Source organism: Streptomyces sp. NPDC006602 (assembly GCF_042870385.1).
GTDB lineage: Bacteria > Actinomycetota > Actinomycetes > Streptomycetales > Streptomycetaceae > Streptomyces.
This window is the reverse complement of record NZ_JBIAHG010000003.1, coordinates 105,822-120,392: the sequence shown is the minus strand read 5'-3', so window position 1 is coordinate 120,392 and position 14,571 is coordinate 105,822. Positions and strand designations below refer to the sequence as shown.

The window sequence follows — 14,571 nt, the reverse complement described above, 5'->3', positions numbered from 1 at the left end:
ATGTCTGTCCGTATTGTTTTAATTGCTGCCTGGTACTTGTCAGCCACGTCAGTTGCGGAGGTCACGACTTCCTCGGGTAAGCGTAGGGGGGTATATGGTGCCCCTTCAATCGAACAGGGAGACGTTCCGGAGCGCGCGGACAGATGCAGATGAGGAGTGCGCCGGGTGCGTTGGCGCGCTGTCTCCGGACGGGTGCCCCCCTCTTTGGGTGACTGTCGCACCGTCCCTCAGATGCCGGGGCGGTGCTGTGGTCTACGGGCGGAATCGGCGAGGTGCTCGACACGGACGGCGGCGGAGAGCACGTCCGTGGTGCCGGCCCTTCTTGTCGTTCCGGTCGTTCCGGGCGGTGTCAGTGGCCGGTTCGTGCGAGGACGTCGTCGATGGTCTCAGCCTGTCGGAGGGGACTGAAGTGGACGTGGCCGTCGGGGGCGACGCGTACTCCGTGGACGGCGGGGTCGGGCAGGCTGTTGTAGTGGAAGGGGGTGGACGAGTAGTACGCGCCGGTGTCCAGGAGGGCGACGATGTCGCCCGGGGCGAGCAGGGGCAGCGGGCGGGCCTCGGCGAGCAGGTCGCCGGCGAAGCAGCAGGGGCCCGCGATGTCCTGGGGCACGGGTTCGCCTTGCTTGAGGGTCCCGTCGGGGCCGTGGGCGGTGAGGCGCAGGGGCCAGGCAGTCGGCATGAACACGGTCCGGGTGGCGACCTGGGCACCGGCGTGGGTGATCGCGATCGGGCGTCCGCCGGAGATCTTGGTGTATTCCACGCAGGCGGCGGTGAAGCCGTTCTTGGCCAGCAGGGATCGTCCGAACTCGGTGACGATCCGGTATTCGCCGGTGAACAGGGCCGGGGCATGAGTCCGGAGAGTGGCGACGTAGTCGTCGAAGCCGGGGGTCGTCTCGTCGTCGGCGAAGTTGACGGGGAGTCCGCCGCCGATGTCGATGCCGGTCACTTGGCGTCGGCCACAGGTTGAGTTGACCTCGTCGGCGAAGGCCACGGCCTTCGCGATGCCCTGGGCGATCAGTTCGAGCGGGCAGCCCTGTGATCCGACGTGCGCGTGGACCCATGTCAGCCATGGCCGGTCACGGTAGGCGGCAAGGAGCCGCTGCCGATTTCCGTCGTCTTCCAGCGCGATGCCGAACTTCGAGGTCGCGGTGGCCGTGCTCATCTCTGCGATTCCGCCGCCACCGACCTGGGGATTGAGGCGGACGCCGAGCTGAGAGGCAGGGGCGGAGGCGGAGGCGGGGGCCACCGCGAGGATCTCGTCGATGCGGGCGAGTTCCTGGAAATTGTCCGCGTTGACCGCGACGCCCAGTTCAAGGGCCTGGCGAAGGTCGGAGCGGGTCTTCGCGGGGGAGTCGTAGACGATCTGCTCCGGCGCGAAGCCGGCGGCCAGCGCCTGCGCGAGCTCTCCCGGACTGGCCACCTCGCAGCCCATGCCGAGGTTGCGCAACTCCGCCAGTACCGGCACCAGACAGTTCGCCTTCGCCGCGAAGGTGTGCAGGACGTTCACCGAGTCCGGAAACGCCTTGTGCAGCGCCGCGACACTCGCCGCGACCCCGTCGAGGTCGACGAAGGCGGCCAGGGCGGCGCTGTCGGGTTCGACGAGACGATCCCGCACGGCCGCACGCAGGATGCGTTCGCGCCGCTCGCCTGCTGGGGAGTTCGTCATGCGGAAACGGTCCTTTCCTGGTCGCGATCAGCCGCGTACCGGGCGGAGCACGAGATGAAATCCTCGAAGAGTCGGCGGTGGGCAGGCTGGCTGGTCAGCTCCTCCGGGTGGTACTGGACGCCGGTGATCCACCGGTCGGGGTCGGCCGACTCGACGGCTTCCACGACGCCGTCCTCGGCCCTGCCGACCACTCGGAGGGCCGGTGCGGGCCTGGCGATGGCTTGATGGTGCAGGCTGTTGACCCGGAGCAGTCGTGCTCCGGACAGTCTCGCGAGGCGTGAGCCGTCTTCGAGCCGGAGTTCATGCGCTTCCGCGTCCAGGGGAAGGCCCGGCAGGTGGGAGACGTCGCCCGGCTCCAGGTGCTGGATCAGGCTGCCCCCCAGGGCGACGTTGAGGATCTGGCAACCGCGGCAGATGCCGAGTACGGGCATTCCCAGGCGGACTGCACGGTGAATGGCGGCGATCTCCAGCGCGTCGAGGTCCGCGTCGATGACTGTCTCGGGCCGCGGGTCCTCGCCGAATCGGCGGGGGTGGGGGTCGGGCGCGCCGATTCCGCCGGGCAGCAGCAGGCCGTCGACGCGTTCCATCACGTACTGGACGGCGGCGGTGTCGATTCCGGGCACGACGACGATGGGTATGGCGCCCGCAGTGGTCAGCACCCGTACGTAGTTCTCCGTCAGTCTCAGGACGGATGGACGGTCGGGCAGGTCCCGGCCGACCGTCACCGCGATCAGGGGCCGGTGGACAGTGTCAGACACGGAGTCGTTGCCTCTCGTAGGGGCGTAGGGGCGTAGGGGCGTAGGGGCGTAGGGGCGGCACACGTGATCGATCTACAGGACGCTGTCGAGGAATGCCCTCGTGCGCTCGTGCCGCGGATCGTCGATGACACGGGACGGCGCGCCGGACTCGACGACGATGCCGTCGTCCATGAAGACGACCTGGTCCGCCACCTCGCGGGCGAAGCCGATCTCATGGGTGACGACGATCATCGTCATTCCGCTCCTCGCGAGGTCGCGCATCACACTCAGCACGTCACCGACGAGTTCGGGGTCCAGCGCGGAGGTCGGCTCGTCGAAGAGCATCAGCTTCGGTTCCATGGCAAGCGCGCGTGCGATGGCGACCCTTTGCTGCTGGCCTCCTGACAGATGGGCCGGATAGGCGTCGGCGTGGTCGGTGAGGCCGACCCGTCGCAGCAGTTCCATGCCGCGCGACCGGGCGTCCGCGCGGCTGTGGTGGGCCACTCCGATCGGGGCCTCGGTGATGTTTCCCAGGGCCGTGAGGTGGGGGAACAGGTTGAACCGCTGGAAGACCATGCCGATGCTGCGGCGCTGAGCCGCGATCTGCTTCGGCTTCATCTCCCTGGCACGCCCCTTGCGGGAGGCGTGTTCCTCGTAGCCCATCAACTCGCCGTCGACATGGATACGGCCGCCGTCGACCTTCTCCAGGTGGTTGATGCAGCGCAGGAAGGTCGACTTGCCCGAACCCGACGGCCCGAGCAGACACATCACCTCCCCGCGCCGGACTTCGAGGTCGATGCCCTTGAGCACGTGGTGGGCGCCGAAGTGTTTGCGTACGTTCCTGGCCTCGACCAACGGGCTCGGGGTCATGAGTCCGCCTCCGTCCTGGCGTTCCGGGGATTGGTGTGAGCGACCTGTGCGACGCGGGTCCGGATCCGCGTGGCCGTGTGCCGGGCCTGCTGCCAAGGCGTGGTGGGCATGCTGCGGCCCGCGCCGCGGCCGTAACGGCGTTCGAGGTAGTACTGAGGTACGGACAGCACCGAGGTGAGGACCAGGTACCAGGCGCTCGCGACGATCAGCAGCTCGACCTGGCTGAGGTTCTGCGCGGAGATCCAGCTCGCTCGCGTGTAGAGCTCCGGCACCGCGATCAGCTGGAGCAGGGCGGTGTTCTTGAGCATCGAGATCGTCTCGTTGCCCATCGGCGGGATGATCACCCGCATCGCCTGGGGCACGATGATGCGCCGCAGGGTGTACGCGGGTGACATGCCCAGCGAGTGGGCTGCTTCGACCTGACCGTGGTCGACGGAGAGCAGACCCGCGCGGACGATCTCGGAGGCGTAGGCGGCTTCGTTCATCCCGAGCGCCAGCAGGCCGGCGACGAACGGGGTCACGATCGTATTGGTGTTCGCGGAGAAGAAGTGGATCGAGGTGAACGGGACACCGAGGCTGATTTTTTCGTACAGCAGGCCGAGGTAGCCCCAGAAGACGATCTGGACGAGCAGCGGGGTGCCCCTGAAGAACCACGTGTAGCCCCAGGAGACCACGCGCAGCACCGGGTTCGCGGAGAGCCGCATCACGGCGAGCGCGACGGCGAAGGCTGTCGCCAGCAGCATCGAGCAGACGGTGAGGCCCACCGTGAGCAGGACGCCTTGGAGGATCCGCCCGTCGAAGAGGAAGTCGGCGATGGTGGCGTGGTCGATGTTCTGGTTGCTCCACAGGGAGAGCACCCACCCCGCGCACAGGGCGACCAGTGCGGCTGCGGCGATCCAGCGCCCCGGGTGGCTCCGGGGCGCGGCGGCCACGTCGTGTGTCCCGGCGGTGGACTTCACCGTCATGTCCGTAGCGGTCATCCGGCGTTGATCTTCGCAGCGGTGACGCCGTACGACGACAGGCCGTACTTCGTCAGGATCTTGCCGTACGTGCCGTCCTTGATGACCGAGGTCAGCGCCGCATGGAGGGCCAGGGCGAGGTCGTGGTCCTTGCGGAGAACTCCGATGCCGGTGAAGACCGGCGCGTAGCCGGTGGGGTGCGCGGCGTCGTGGACGACCTCGAACTGTTTGCCGTTGCCGGCCGTCCGGGCGGTGTACTCGGCGACCGCCGCGTCGAGGACGTCGGCGGCGCCCTTGCCCGCGCGGACGGCGACCAGGGAGTCACCCTCGGTGGGCAGTTCGACCACGGTGATCGGCTTCTTGCCGGCGGCCTTGCAGCTCGGGGCCTGCGCCCTCATGAGGTCGGCTTGCGTGGTGGCCTTGGCGACTGTGACCGACTTGCCACAGAGGTCCAGCACACTGCGGATCTTCTCGGGGTTGCCCTTCTTGACGATGATGTCCATGCCGGCGTGGAAGTAGTCGACGAAGTACAGGCTCTTCTGCCGTGCCGGGGTGTCGTTCATCCCGTACATGATGATCTGGTGCTTGCCGGACTGGAGCGACGGGATGATGCTGTCGAACGCCTGGTTGGTGAAGGTGAAGGGGACGCCGAGCTTGGCTCCGAGCGCCTGCCCCAGGTCGTAATCGAATCCGGTGAACTTCTGCTGCGAGTCGAGCATTTCCATCGGCGCGTAGACGCCGCTGGCCACGTTGATCCCGTTCTTGAAGCGTGCGGGCAGCAGCTTCGCGACCGCCGCATCGGCGGCGACCGGCGCGGTGGCCGCCTTGCCCCCGTCCGTCGCGGAGCCGTCGGTCGCGCCCCCGCCGCCACAGGCGGTGAGGAGCATTGCCATGGTCGTCGCGGCAACGGCAGTGACGAGATGAGTTCTGGCCATGTGCGTCTCCATTCGGTCGGTCGGACGTGTGGTCCGGTGCGGGGTGTTGCGGCGATTCTGTATTCCGCCCGTGCCGGGGGTCCTAGTCCGAATGGTTTAGGATCTGGCCATGTCGTTGTCCGATCGACCAAGCGGCAGGACCTTTACCGTCCGTCACCTCGTCGACAGCATCGGAGCGCCGATCCTCAACGCGCTGACCGCGCTGACGGCGCAGGGCGCGCTGGAACAGCCGGTGCGGGGCACCGTTCTCCACGACCCCGCCGACCCGCTGCCCCCCGGGCGTGACCAGGTACTGCTGATGCCGGGGCTGCTGGCCGATCAGCCCGCGGCAGCCGAACTCGTACGGGAAGCGGCCCGCCTCGGGTACAGCGCCATGGTCGTCAAGCTGAGGGGGGCGAACGGCACCGGGCTGGTCACCGAGGCGGAGGGCAGCGGCCTCACCCTGCTGGCGGCGGCGGACGAGGTCTCCTGGCGCCACCTCGACGCGTTGCTGCTCTCCGTCCTGGGCTCGCAAGGCGTCGGCGGCGGGTCGGCGGCAGACAGCGGGGACGGTCTTTTCGCTCTGGCGAACGCAGTCAGCGCCGTCATCGGCGGGTCCGTGGCGATCGAGGACCTGGACCGACGGGTGATGGCCTACTCGTCATCTCCCGATCAGCGCATCGACTCCCTGCGCCGCGAAGGAATCCTCAGCCGCCGAGTCCCGGAGATCGACCACAACCTGGAGCGCTACCGCGTCCTGCTCGGCTCCGAAGGCGTGGTCCGCTTCCCCGAGGCCCTTGGCGCCCTGCCGCGAGCGGCCATCACCATCAGGGCCGGCACCCAGCCTCTCGGCACGATCTGGGCGATCGAAAGCCCCGACGGCATCGGCGCCGAGGGAGAACGAGCTCTGATCGACTGCGCACGACTGGCCGCACTGCACATTCTCCGCAACCGCAACGCGAGCGAACTCGAACTCCAAAAGCGCGAGAGCGCGCTCCTGGGCGCGTTGGAGGGCCTGTGGCCCACCCACGAGACCAGCTTCCGTCTGTCCATCCCGTCAGGAGCCGAACTCGGCCTTCTCGGATTCGCGGCCTCCGCCGACGCCAGGGGTCTCCTCGCCCTGACAGCCCACCTGGGGCACGCCCTGACCCGCTACGTCGTGCCCGTCCGCCCCGACGCGAGCATCGCCACGACATCCCGCGCCGTCTACGTCCTGCTGCCCGGAGGCGGCTCCGCGGCCGCGACCCGCCTCGCCAAAGGCGCGCTCACCTCGATCCGCAGCTCGTTCGGCGACTTCGTACGCGCGGCGATCGCCCCTGCTGACACGGATCCGGCAAGTCTGCCCGCGATGCGCCGCGAGACAGACGACATTCTCAGGGTGACCACCGCCCACCCGGACGCACCGCCCGTCGCCACCCTCGACGACGTGCGCGCACGGCTCCTGCTGGCCCGCGTCGGCGACGAACTCAGCCACGAACCACGCCTGAGACACCCCGGTGTCGCCGCGATGGTCGCTCATGACACCGAGAAAGGAACGGACTTCGTCGTCTCGGTCCTCGCCTGGCTGGAAGCGGTGGGCAACGTCGCCGAAGCCGCGGCACGCCTGGGCGTGCACACGAACACCCTCCGCTACCGCCTGCGACGCACCGCCGAACTCTTCGGCCTGCCCCTGGAACAGCCCGACGACCGACTCGCGGTGTGGCTCCAACTGCGCCTTCTCCAGCGCTGAGCCGCCATCACCCCACGACGCGTGGCGCACTGGGCGGATGTCGAAAGCCCCGAACGACAGCGCGTGATCGGTCCAAGGCTATTGGACTGGTGCCCGCGGCAGGATCGCAAGCTGGGACACCCTCCGCCTGGTTGACCGGGTCAGGCATCGTGTACGGGCTGCTGCTGACGGGAGGGGGATGCGGTCGCTGCTGCGGCGGCTCACTTTCCGGCGGGATTCTCGTTCTCCGGCGCGGTCAGTTGGTGTTGCCAGTCGGCGAACCGCTCGCGCAGGGCTGCGGCTGCGGCGGCAGTAAGGCCGTAGGCGGCGAACTGCTTGTCGGTGTATCGCTGGATGCGGGCGAGTGAGTCGGCGAACATGCGCGGGTCGAAGCCGTCGTCGTTCTGCCTGGCCAGCTCCATCAGGCGTTCGCGGGTGTATCCGGCCTTGAGGAGGCCTTCGACGTCGATGGCGTCGCGGACCTCGGCCCGGCCGTCCAGAGCGGTGGTCTTCCCGGCGGCGACGTCGTCGGGGTGCAGGACCGGGCCTAGCTCGGAGGGCACGGGCGGGTGGTTGAGGAACTCGGCGACGAGTTCCACCTTGTTCTGGATGCCGCTGGTGGGGTCGGTGACGTTCAGTCGAGTGTAGGTGTGCTCCGGGTTCTGATGGGCCAGTTCCACGGTGAAGCCCGCGGCTTCGTAGGCGGCGATGACGCGCTCGGTGGCTGCGGGCATCTCGGTGGTGGCCCGGTTGATCGGGGCGAAAAGGTCGACGTCGTCGCTGACCCGGTTGACGATCTGGTGGGCCTGGACGGCGTAGCCGCCAGCCAGGGCGTAGCCGAAGTCGTCGGCGAGCGCGTCGAGCCCGATGCGGATCAGTCGGCGGTGCAGCTCGTCCACTACGCCGCAGCCACCGCGGGTGCGAGCTCGGGGAAGCGGGCCTGCCAGGCCGCACGGGCCGGAGCGGGCAGGAACAGGGCCGTCCAACGTTGGCGCAACAGATCGACATTCACGTACGCCCGCAGGTCGGCTGCGGTCTGGGCTTCCCGGATGACCCGCTCGTACATGAGGAGCAGGTCAGCCTCATCGGCGAGGTCGTACTCGTAGTGCGGGCCCCAGTCGATGTGCCGGGGCAGGGTCACGGTGCCGGAAGTCGGCCCGACCAGGTCGTCGAGTGACTCCGGGAGCGCGTAGATCCTGGCTGCGGCGTACCTGCTCATACGCACAGCATGCCGCAACCCCTCGTGTCGTGGTACCGAGGCTCGCAACCGCTGCAGCGACGGGCTCCTCACGTCCGAGCCGAGCACTGGCCCGGGAAAATGAAACGGCGTGTTTCTCCGTCTGTTTTGAGGCCGTCCTTGTCGGCAAACACGCAGATCAGAGGGTGGACCTTTCGACAAGGGCACCACCTTGCGGCTCTCTCGTCCCGCATATGTCCCGCACGAAGCGAATCTGCGGGATCGGACATACAGGATTTCGTTCGCCTGGTGCCGTAAAAGTCGCAGGTCGAAGCCCTGCTGGATCGGGTCGTCATGGCCATGTGGGCCGTGTGCGTTTTGGCATGCACAAGAAAGGCCCTGACCGGCGTTCCCGCTGGTCAGGGCCTAAGTTTCCGGTGCCCCCGGCAGGATTCGAACCTGCGCACACGGCTCCGGAGGCCGTTGCTCTATCCCCTGAGCTACGGGGGCGTGTCGGTCGCGGTGTTCGCGGCGACGGGTAGAACCCTACCAGTTCCGTCGGGGTGTTCATGAACGGTTTCTCGGGGTCAGGGGGGTCGGGGCCGGCCCGTACCGAGGGGTCGGGGCGTCGCCGCGGAGGGTGAGGTACCCCGCACGGGGTGGAAGTGGGGAAAACCCGGACGCGGTGGCCGGTCCGGACCTACTCTCGAGTTGTGCCAGGCGCGTCGGGCCGGGTGCTTGTTGTGGACGACAACAAGGTCATCCGGCAGCTGATCAGGGTCAATCTCGAGCTGGAGGGCATCGAGGTCGTGACCGCGGCCGATGGTGCCGAGTGTCTGGATGTCGTTCATCAGGTGCAGCCCGACGTGGTCACCCTTGATGTCGTTATGCCTCGGCTTGATGGGCTTCGGACTGCCGCGATGTTGCGTGCGGACGACCGCACCCGCGATCTTCCCCTGGCCATCGTCAGCGCCTGTACTCAGCACGAGGTCGAGGCCGGGCTCGATGTCGGTGTCGATGCGTTCCTCGCCAAGCCCTTCGAGCCCGCGGAACTTGTTCGGCTCGTACGGGAGTTGATCGAGCGGGAGCGGAACGGGGTGCCCGGGGGAACTGACGGGGTGGCCCTCGGGAGTGTCCTCGGGGGCGGGGAAGCCGAGCGGGCCGGCCGCGCCGGCGGCTGAGCACACCCGCCGACCCGCCCTGCGGCGTCCATCGCCGCCGGCGCCCACCACCCGCCGTCCATATCCCGGACCCCACCGAAACCGACTCGCCTACCCGCCCCCCTCCTCCCCTACGCTTGTCCCGTGACCCCCGTCGAGCTCTCCCGTACCGTGCTGCGCGCGGTGCGTCGTGCTGTCGACGAGGGGGAGCTGAGCGTCACCGTGCCGGGACGGGCTGTCGTCACGCCTCCTGGTCCTGGTGGCTGTGGTGATTACGCCACCAACATCGCCCTCCAGCTCGCCCGCCCGGCCGGGCAGCCGCCCCTGCGCGTCGCCGAGATCCTCCGCTCCCGCCTGGCAGACGCGGACGGCGTCACCGGCGTCGTCGTCACCGGGCCCGGGTTCCTCAACATCAGCTTGCGGAGCGAGTCCTCCGCCGCCCTTGTCGAAGAGATCCTGAGGCGTGGGCAGAGGTACGGATACGCCGACGGGCCCAGCGGACAGGTCGTCCAGCTCCACGCCCCCCACGAGGTCCGTGCCGTCGTCGTCATGGATGTCGTCGCCCGGCTGCTCCGCTCGCAGGGAGCACTCGTACGCACCAGCTGCGAGGCCCGTCCCGAGCCGGCCTGGGTGGACGTCCTCGGTGTCCGGGTCGACGCCTACGGCAGGCCCGGCGCACCCGCCCCCCTCGACGTCAACGTACGACCAGTGCCCGCGGCCCCGGCCGATCCCGTCCCCCTCGGCCGCGACGCCACCCGCTGGGCCCTCCTCCGCCCCGCGCTCCACGACCACGCCCGCCTCACCGACGACCACCTCGTCCAGCGCGAGAGCAACCCCCTCTTCCGCGTCCGTTACGCCTACGCCCGCACCCGGGCCCTGAGCCGCAACGCCGCCGACCTGGGCTTCACCCCCGATCCCGGCGCCCTCCCGGAGGAAGCCCCCCTCCTGACCGCCCTCGCCGACCACCCCCGCGCCCTCGCCCAAGCCGCAACCCACCGCACGCCCGACCGCCTGGCCCGGCACGTCGTCACCGTCGCCGATGCCGTCGTCCCGCTCCTGCCCAGCGTCCTCCCGCGCGGCGACGAGAAACCCTCGGCCGCCCACCGTGCCCGGCTCGCGCTCGCCGAAGCCGCCGGGGCGGTGCTGGCCGGTGGCCTGTTCCTGCTCGGCATCGACGCACCCCAACACCTCTGAGAGAGCCACCCGAGACATGAGCCGTTCCGCACACCCCGCCGGGCCCCGTCACGCCGATGTGCTTCCCGAGGGCCACTACTCGGCCCCGCCGGCCGACCTCAACACCCTCGACCCGAAGGTCTGGGCCCAGACGGTCACCCGCGACTCCCACGGCGTCGTCACCGTCGGCGGCATCGACGTCAGGGCCCTCGCCGAAGAGCACGGCACCCCCGCCTACGTCATCGACGAGACCGACTTCCGCGCCCGCGCCCGTGCCTGGCGCACCGCCTTCGGGCACGACGCCGACGTCTTCTACGCCGGCAAGGCCTTCCTCTCCCGCGCCATTGTCCGCTGGCTGCACGAGGAAGGGCTCAACCTGGATGTGTGCTCCGGTGGTGAGCTCGCCACCGCGCTGTCCGCCGGAATGCCCGCCGACCGCATCGCCTTCCACGGCAACAACAAGTCGACGGAAGAGATCCACCGGGCCATCGCGGCAGGCGTCGGCCGGATCGTCCTCGACTCCTTCCAGGAGATCGTCCGCGTCGCCCACATCGCCGAGTCCCTCGGGAAGCGGCAGCGCGTCCAGATCCGTATCACCGTCGGTGTCGAGGCACACACCCACGAGTTCATCGCCACCGCCCACGAGGACCAGAAGTTCGGCATCCCGCTGGCCGGCGGCCAGGCCGCCGAGGCCGTACGCCGGGCCCTGAAGCTCGACGGGCTCGAACTCATCGGGATCCACAGCCACATCGGATCGCAGATCTTCGACATGTCCGGCTTCGAGGTCGCCGCCCACCGGGTGGTCGGGCTGCTGAAGGACGTGCGCGACGAGCACGGTGTCGAGCTTCCCGAGATCGACCTCGGTGGTGGCCTCGGCATCGCCTACACCAGCGACGACGACCCGCGCGAGCCGCACGAGATCGCCAAGGCGCTGACGGAGATCGTCAGCCGTGAGTGCGACTCCGCGAAGCTCCGCACCCCCCGCATCTCCGTCGAGCCGGGGCGCGCCATCGTCGGTCCGACCGCCTTCACGCTGTACGAGGTCGGCACCATCAAGCCCCTCGACGGGCTGCGTACGTACGTCTCCGTCGACGGTGGCATGTCCGACAACATCCGTACCGCGCTCTACGACGCCGAGTACAGCGTCGCTCTCGTGTCCCGGACGAGCGACGCCCAGCCCATGCTCGCCCGGGTCGTCGGCAAGCACTGTGAGAGCGGCGACATCGTGGTGAAGGATGCGTTCCTGCCGGCCGACCTGGCACCGGGTGACTTGATCGCCGTACCGGCGACGGGTGCGTACTGCCGTTCCATGGCCAGCAACTACAACCATGTGCTGCGCCCGCCGGTCGTCGCGGTCAACGACGGCGAGTCCCGGGTCATCGTCCGCCGCGAGACGGAGGAGGACCTCCTGCGCCTCGACGTCGGGTGAGCCCCGTCAAGAGGACATGAAACGACATGAAACAGGAAGCGGAAGATCTCCTGTCTTCCGCCCCTGGACAAATGAAATCGATGTCTCACGATCCGGACATGGGATAGAAAGTCCCGTCCGGTGAGTGAGACTGGTCCAACCGTGACGGTATGAGGAAACGAGGTCGGATGATGCGTACGCGTCCGCTGAAGGTGGCGCTGCTGGGCTGTGGAGTGGTCGGCTCAGAGGTGGCGCGCATCATGACGACGCACGCCGACGACCTCGCCGCGCGGATCGGTGCCCCCGTGGAGCTCGCCGGTGTGGCCGTACGACGGCCGTCCAAGGTGCGCGAAGGCATCGACCCCGCCCTCGTCACCACCGATGCCACCGCCCTCGTCAAACGCGGTGACATCGACGTGGTCGTCGAGGTCATCGGCGGTATCGAGCCGGCCCGTACGCTGATCACCACCGCGTTCGAGCACGGCGCCTCGGTCGTCTCCGCGAACAAGGCCCTCCTCGCGCAGGACGGAGCCGACCTCCATGCGGCGGCGGAGGCGAACAACAAGGACCTCTACTACGAGGCCGCCGTCGCCGGTGCCATCCCGCTGATCCGGCCGCTGCGCGAGTCCCTCGCCGGCGACAAGGTCAACCGAGTGCTCGGGATCGTCAACGGGACGACCAACTTCATCCTCGACAAGATGGACAACACGGGCGCGGGTTATCAGGAGGCCCTCGACGAGGCCACCGCCCTCGGGTACGCCGAGGCCGACCCCACCGCCGACGTCGAGGGGTTCGACGCCGCCGCCAAGGCCGCCATTCTCGCCGGGATCGCCTTCCACACGCGCGTGCGGCTCGACGACGTCTACCGCGAGGGCATGACCGAGGTCACCTCCGCCGACTTCGCCTCCGCGAGGGAGATGGGCTGCACCATCAAGTTGCTGGCCATCTGCGAGCGGGCGGAGGACGGCGGGTCCGTCACCGCGCGCGTGCATCCCGCGATGATTCCGCTGACCCACCCGCTCGCCTCCGTGCGCGGCGCGTACAACGCCGTGTTCGTCGAGTCCGACGCCTCCGGGCAGCTGATGTTCTACGGCCCCGGCGCCGGCGGCGCCCCCACCGCCTCCGCCGTGCTCGGCGACCTCGTGGCGGTCTGCCGCAACCGGCTCAACGGCGCCACCGGGCCGGGCGAGTCGTCGTACGCCGCGCTGCCCGTCTCGGGCATGGGCGCGGTCGTCACGCGCTACCACATCAGCCTCGACGTGGCGGACAAACCGGGTGTTCTCGCCCAGGTCGCCACCGTGTTCGCCGAGCACGGTGTCTCGATCGATACGGTTCGCCAGCAGGGGAAGGACGGCGAGGCCTCTCTCGTCGTCGTCACGCACCGAGCGTCCGACGCCGCCCTGGGCGGCACCGTCGAGGCGTTGCGCAAGCTCGACACCGTGCGTGGTGTCGCCAGCATCATGCGGGTTGAAGGAGAGTAACCAGCAATGACCCACCAGTGGCGCGGAATCATCGAGGAGTACCGGGACCGGCTGCCGGTGTCCGACACCACGCCGGTCGTGACGCTCCGTGAGGGCGGCACGCCCCTCGTGCCCGCGCAGGTGCTCTCCGAGCGCACCGGCTGCGAGGTCCACCTCAAGGTGGAGGGCGCCAACCCCACCGGGTCCTTCAAGGACCGCGGCATGACCATGGCCATCACGCGGGCCAAGGAGGAGGGCGCGAAGGCTGTGATCTGCGCCTCCACCGGCAACACCTCCGCCTCCGCGGCCGCGTACGCGGTACGGGCCGGAATGGTCTGCGCCGTTCTCGTCCCGCGGGGTAAGATCGCGCTCGGCAAGATGGGGCAGGCGCTGGTGCACGGCGCCAAGATCCTCCAGGTCGACGGCAACTTCGACGACTGCCTCACGCTCGCCCGCGCCCTGAGCGACAACTATCCCGTCTCGCTGGTCAATTCGGTCAACCCGGTGCGCATCGAGGGCCAGAAGACAGCCGCGTTCGAGATCGTGGACATGCTCGGCGACGCCCCCGACATCCACGTCCTGCCGGTCGGCAACGCGGGCAACATCACGGCGTACTGGAAGGGCTACAAGGAGTACGCCGCCGACGGCATCGCCGCCAGGACGCCCCGCATGTGGGGTTTCCAGGCCTCCGGCAGTGCCCCGATCGTGCGCGGCGAGATCGTCAAGGACCCGTCGACCATCGCGACCGCGATCCGGATCGGCAACCCCGCGTCCTGGAAGTTCGCACTGGCGGCGCGGGACGAGTCCGGCGGCCTCATCGACGAGGTGACGGACCGTGAAATCCTGCGCGCCTACCGGCTGTTGGCCGCTCAGGAGGGTGTCTTCGTCGAGCCGGCGTCCGCCGCGTCCGTGGCCGGTCTGCTGAAGGCCGCCGAGCAGGGCAAGGTCGACCCGGGGCAGCAGATCGTGTGCACGGTCACCGGCAACGGCCTCAAGGACCCCGACTGGGCGGTCGCGGGTGCCCCGCAGCCGGTCACCGTCCCGGTCGACGCGGCGACGGCGGCCGAGCGCCTCGGGCTCGTCTGACCTTCGCGAGGGGGCATCCCGCTGACCTCCGCGAAGGGTTAACCCGCAGGGGGTGGCACAGGGGGCTTACGACACGCATCGTGCGCCTCCTGTGCGCCCTATGTCGCCACAGAACCTTCCTTCGATAGGCTGTACCGAACCCGCCCGCCGCATATGCCTCCGCATATGGCCGGGTGCCGCGTCGTCTCCGCGGCCCGGAAGCGGTTCCCAGGGTCCTGACGCACCGGGGAACCTCCGTACGTATCGAATGTCT

The 14,571-nt window shown here is 69.0% G+C and carries 13 protein-coding genes and 1 tRNA gene; 6 read left to right on the top strand and 8 right to left on the bottom strand.

What is annotated here, in order from left to right; translation table 11 throughout:
• Positions 1-349: 349 nt before the first annotated feature.
• From ACFYO2_RS09290 to ACFYO2_RS09270, 5 genes are all read right to left on the bottom strand, one after another.
• A complete protein-coding gene (locus ACFYO2_RS09290; RefSeq protein WP_388346375.1) occupies positions 350-1,666 on the bottom strand; it encodes a diaminopimelate decarboxylase in 1,317 nt (438 codons plus the stop codon).
• Positions 1,663-2,424 carry a gamma-glutamyl-gamma-aminobutyrate hydrolase family protein gene (locus tag ACFYO2_RS09285; protein WP_388346372.1) on the bottom strand — a complete coding sequence of 254 codons (762 nt, stop codon included), beginning with the start codon at positions 2,422-2,424 and terminating at the stop codon, positions 1,663-1,665. The genes ACFYO2_RS09290 and ACFYO2_RS09285 overlap by 4 nt, the downstream gene beginning before the upstream one ends.
• A 72-nt stretch (positions 2,425-2,496) precedes the next feature.
• A complete protein-coding gene (locus ACFYO2_RS09280; protein ID WP_388346369.1) occupies positions 2,497-3,273 on the bottom strand; it encodes an amino acid ABC transporter ATP-binding protein in 777 nt (258 codons plus the stop codon).
• On the bottom strand, positions 3,270-4,253 hold the full coding sequence (locus tag ACFYO2_RS09275; protein ID WP_388346367.1) for an amino acid ABC transporter permease: 984 nt from the start codon (positions 4,251-4,253) through the stop codon (positions 3,270-3,272). The genes ACFYO2_RS09280 and ACFYO2_RS09275 overlap by 4 nt, the downstream gene beginning before the upstream one ends.
• Complete coding sequence (locus tag ACFYO2_RS09270; protein ID WP_388346364.1) at positions 4,250-5,167, bottom strand: transporter substrate-binding domain-containing protein; 918 nt, start codon at positions 5,165-5,167, stop codon at positions 4,250-4,252. The genes ACFYO2_RS09275 and ACFYO2_RS09270 overlap by 4 nt, the downstream gene beginning before the upstream one ends.
• 109 nt (positions 5,168-5,276) lie before the next feature.
• Here ACFYO2_RS09270 and ACFYO2_RS09265 point away from each other — a divergent pair, with 109 nt between their 5' ends.
• Positions 5,277-6,875: a PucR family transcriptional regulator gene (locus ACFYO2_RS09265; protein ID WP_388346361.1), complete on the top strand. Its 1,599-nt coding sequence runs from the start codon at positions 5,277-5,279 to the stop codon at positions 6,873-6,875.
• Between the two features lie 200 nt (positions 6,876-7,075).
• Here ACFYO2_RS09265 and ACFYO2_RS09260 read toward each other — a convergent pair whose 3' ends face one another.
• The 3 genes from ACFYO2_RS09260 to ACFYO2_RS09250 all read right to left on the bottom strand — a co-directional run bounded on the left by ACFYO2_RS09260 (position 7,076) and on the right by ACFYO2_RS09250 (position 8,541).
• Positions 7,076-7,753, bottom strand: coding sequence for a nucleotidyl transferase AbiEii/AbiGii toxin family protein (locus tag ACFYO2_RS09260; RefSeq protein ID WP_388346359.1), 678 nt, complete (start codon positions 7,751-7,753; stop codon positions 7,076-7,078).
• Complete coding sequence (locus tag ACFYO2_RS09255) at positions 7,753-8,073, bottom strand: hypothetical protein (protein WP_388346357.1); 321 nt, start codon at positions 8,071-8,073, stop codon at positions 7,753-7,755. The genes ACFYO2_RS09260 and ACFYO2_RS09255 overlap by 1 nt, the downstream gene beginning before the upstream one ends.
• Positions 8,074-8,469: 396 nt before the next feature.
• Positions 8,470-8,541, bottom strand: a tRNA-Arg gene (locus ACFYO2_RS09250).
• Positions 8,542-8,696: 155 nt separating this feature from the next.
• Here ACFYO2_RS09250 and ACFYO2_RS09245 point away from each other — a divergent pair.
• The 5 genes from ACFYO2_RS09245 to thrC all read left to right on the top strand — a co-directional run bounded on the left by ACFYO2_RS09245 (position 8,697) and on the right by thrC (position 14,318).
• The gene (locus ACFYO2_RS09245; RefSeq protein ID WP_388346354.1) at positions 8,697-9,212 is read left to right on the top strand and encodes a response regulator; all 516 of its coding nucleotides are present in this window, start codon (positions 8,697-8,699) and stop codon (positions 9,210-9,212) included.
• Between the two features lie 123 nt (positions 9,213-9,335).
• Entirely contained in the window at positions 9,336-10,385 is a 1,050-nt protein-coding gene (gene nrtL, locus ACFYO2_RS09240) for an ArgS-related anticodon-binding protein NrtL (protein WP_388346352.1), read from the top strand.
• 16 nt (positions 10,386-10,401) lie between these two features.
• Positions 10,402-11,793 (top strand): diaminopimelate decarboxylase, encoded by a 1,392-nt coding sequence (gene lysA, locus ACFYO2_RS09235; protein WP_388346349.1) that lies wholly within the window; start codon positions 10,402-10,404, stop codon positions 11,791-11,793.
• 167 nt (positions 11,794-11,960) lie between these two features.
• Positions 11,961-13,253: a homoserine dehydrogenase gene (locus ACFYO2_RS09230; RefSeq protein WP_388346347.1), complete on the top strand. Its 1,293-nt coding sequence runs from the start codon at positions 11,961-11,963 to the stop codon at positions 13,251-13,253.
• A gap of 6 nt (positions 13,254-13,259) precedes the next feature.
• Positions 13,260-14,318, top strand: coding sequence for a threonine synthase (gene thrC, locus ACFYO2_RS09225; RefSeq protein ID WP_388346344.1), 1,059 nt, complete (start codon positions 13,260-13,262; stop codon positions 14,316-14,318).
• Positions 14,319-14,571: the final 253 nt, after the last annotated feature.